Origin of the sequence: Pseudoalteromonas sp. TB51, assembly GCF_000498055.1 — a bacterium.
Taxonomy (GTDB): Bacteria; Pseudomonadota; Gammaproteobacteria; order Enterobacterales; family Alteromonadaceae; genus Pseudoalteromonas; species Pseudoalteromonas atlantica.
In genome coordinates this window covers 1-2,237 of sequence record NZ_AUTO01000163.1, presented here as the reverse complement: position 1 = coordinate 2,237, position 2,237 = coordinate 1, and the positions used below count along the sequence as shown (strand labels likewise).

Here is a 2,237-nt window from a genome sequence, read left to right as displayed (position 1 = left end):
CCGGCTCGCCTGGGTTTGCCATTGCAAGCAGCGCCGGCAACATAATTAAACACCCTAATGTGATGGTCAGCTTACGCGTTTTATCGGTATTCCAGCCTGCTTTAAGGCGGTTTTGGGCAAGTAAGCCACCAAACCAAGCACCAAACATAGCGCCTACATACGGAACCCAGCCATAAATACCAATCGCTTTAACATCCATGCCATACACTTCGTTTAAGTAAATTGGTATCCAAAAAACAAATAACCACCAAATAGGGTCGATAGCTGCAGAGGCTATAATTACGCCCCAGCTTTGCTTACGAGAGAGTAACTCGCCTGTAGACGGGTTATATTCTTCTTCGTCATCGCTTGTTACATCGCCGTTATCATCAACGCGTCTTTGTCCGGTAAGAATGTACTCACGCTCTTCTTCACTTATCCAAGGGTGAGAGCCTGGAGGCGCTTTTACCAAAATAATCCAAGGAACTAACCATAAAAAACCTAAGGCACCAACAAATACAAACACCATTTGCCAGCTAAAGTACACGGTTAAATAAGCAATAAGCGGGATAGCAATAATGCCACCAATGGCTGCGCCAGAATTAAATATACCTTGCGCTAAAGCACGCTCTTTTGTTGGAAACCACTCGGCATTACCTTTAGCTGCACCGGGCCAGTTACCAGCTTCGGCTACACCTAAAATTGCACGGAAAATACTTAAACTAAGCACCCCTTGTGCAAAAGCATGGGCAACAGTGGCTAATGACCACACACCAATTGAAAGCACAAAACCTAAACGCGTGCCAACCCAGTCAAAAATTTTGCCAAAAATAGCTTGGCCAAATGCATAAGCAAATACGAATACTATAGAAATATTAGCGTAAATTTGTTTACGCTCTAACGCAGATTCATCAGGGAACATTTCTTCCACAATGTCTGGCCATAAAACGCTAAGCGCTTGACGGTCTATGTAGTTAATAATGGTAGCAAGTGCAATTAGCACTATAACCCACCAGCGTAAGCCTTGAATTTTCATAGGTTATTCCTCAAGAAAGTCTTCGCGAGCTGGGCTAAAGGTATCAATCAGTATACCGCCAGTTGGGCACGTTGCACCGTGATCAGCAAAAGGAGGAATAAAACAGCTATCACCCGCTTTTAAGATTTTAGTTACGCCATCAATGTTAAAGTGAAACTCACCCTCAACCACATACGTTACTTGCGAGTGCCTGTGCGCATGGTTATAACCAATTGCCCCTTCTGAGAACCAAATTTTCACGGCCATTAGCTCTTCGTTATAGCCAAGCATTTGGCGTTTTAAGCCATTACCTAAATCTTCAATCTCGGTTTCGTTACCAAATGAAAAGTGTGCACTTTGCTTTTGCATCCTGTTTACTCCTGATTATTCTTCATCGCATAAACGCCAAGGCGGCCATTTAAGGTGAATGCTTTATTTTGATATGTGAATGTGTGTTTAGCTGCTTTATCGGCTTTGTTGATAGCAACCAAATAGGTATTATTTTTTACTTTAACTTCAATTAGGTCTAAGTGCTCTTGCGCGTCATACTTAAGTGACGATACACGGCTAACAGCCTCTAGGGTATATTCTTTACTTGGGTTGTATTCACCGTGAGGCTCAAGTACTGAAATAAATTTATGCTGTTTTTTACCTTCTACACGGCGAATGTAGCCATTTTCGTTACGAAGATTAAAGTGTGGATCGTTTGCCCCTATTTGCGTAAATAAGAAAGACTCATCCCCTTTCACTAGGCTAGTTTGTGTATAAAAACGGCCGTTGTCGTTTAACCACGTTACCTTTGCTAGGCCTTCATCTGGTTGTGCCTGTGCTTTTAACCATAAATGTTGATAGCCATTTTTATCACCCAGCGCAGCTAAGCTTTTGGTGTTACCAAGTAACTCAAAGCTGGTATCAATTAATTGGCCTTTGTAATGCAGTGGTAAATCAATTTTATGGGAGGAATCTGCAGTCACATTAAAAATATCAACTGCAAGCGTGCTTTCAAGCATAGGTAAATTAATTAACGCTAACGTGCGTTCAAGCTCAACACCTTTGTAAGCGGTGCTTATTTGCCCACTTGACACCGTTCCGTATTGGTTTGTTTCAAAGAAATTAAGCGTAGGATGATTGTTATTACCCACTTTAACATTTGCATTAAAATGCGAGGTTTCATCAATCACAACTGTATTGTGTGCCACGGTATGTTTTGCGTAAGTTTCGTTTTCTGGTAGGTAACGGCCGC

General features: G+C 42.0%; 3 protein-coding genes. All 3 read right to left on the bottom strand.

Annotated features, from left to right (window positions below; all coding sequences use genetic code 11):
• Window positions 1–1,015, bottom strand: a 1,015-nt coding sequence (locus L650_RS0108525) for an MFS transporter (protein ID WP_029772843.1), incomplete at its 3' end; no start/stop codon positions are given.
• Window positions 1,016–1,018: 3 nt separating this feature from the next.
• Complete coding sequence (locus tag L650_RS0108520) at window positions 1,019–1,363, bottom strand: cupin domain-containing protein (RefSeq protein WP_004589273.1); 345 nt, start codon at window positions 1,361–1,363, stop codon at window positions 1,019–1,021.
• A gap of 5 nt (window positions 1,364–1,368) precedes the next feature.
• Window positions 1,369–2,237 (bottom strand): heparinase II/III family protein (locus L650_RS0108515; protein ID WP_029772842.1); only part of this gene is annotated, 869 nt, incomplete at its 5' end.

Excerpts from the sequence above, each read along its gene's own strand:
- L650_RS0108520 (WP_004589273.1), bottom strand. The coding sequence starts at position 1,363 with ATGCAAAAGCAAAGTGCACACTTTTCATTTGGTAACGAAACCGAGATT.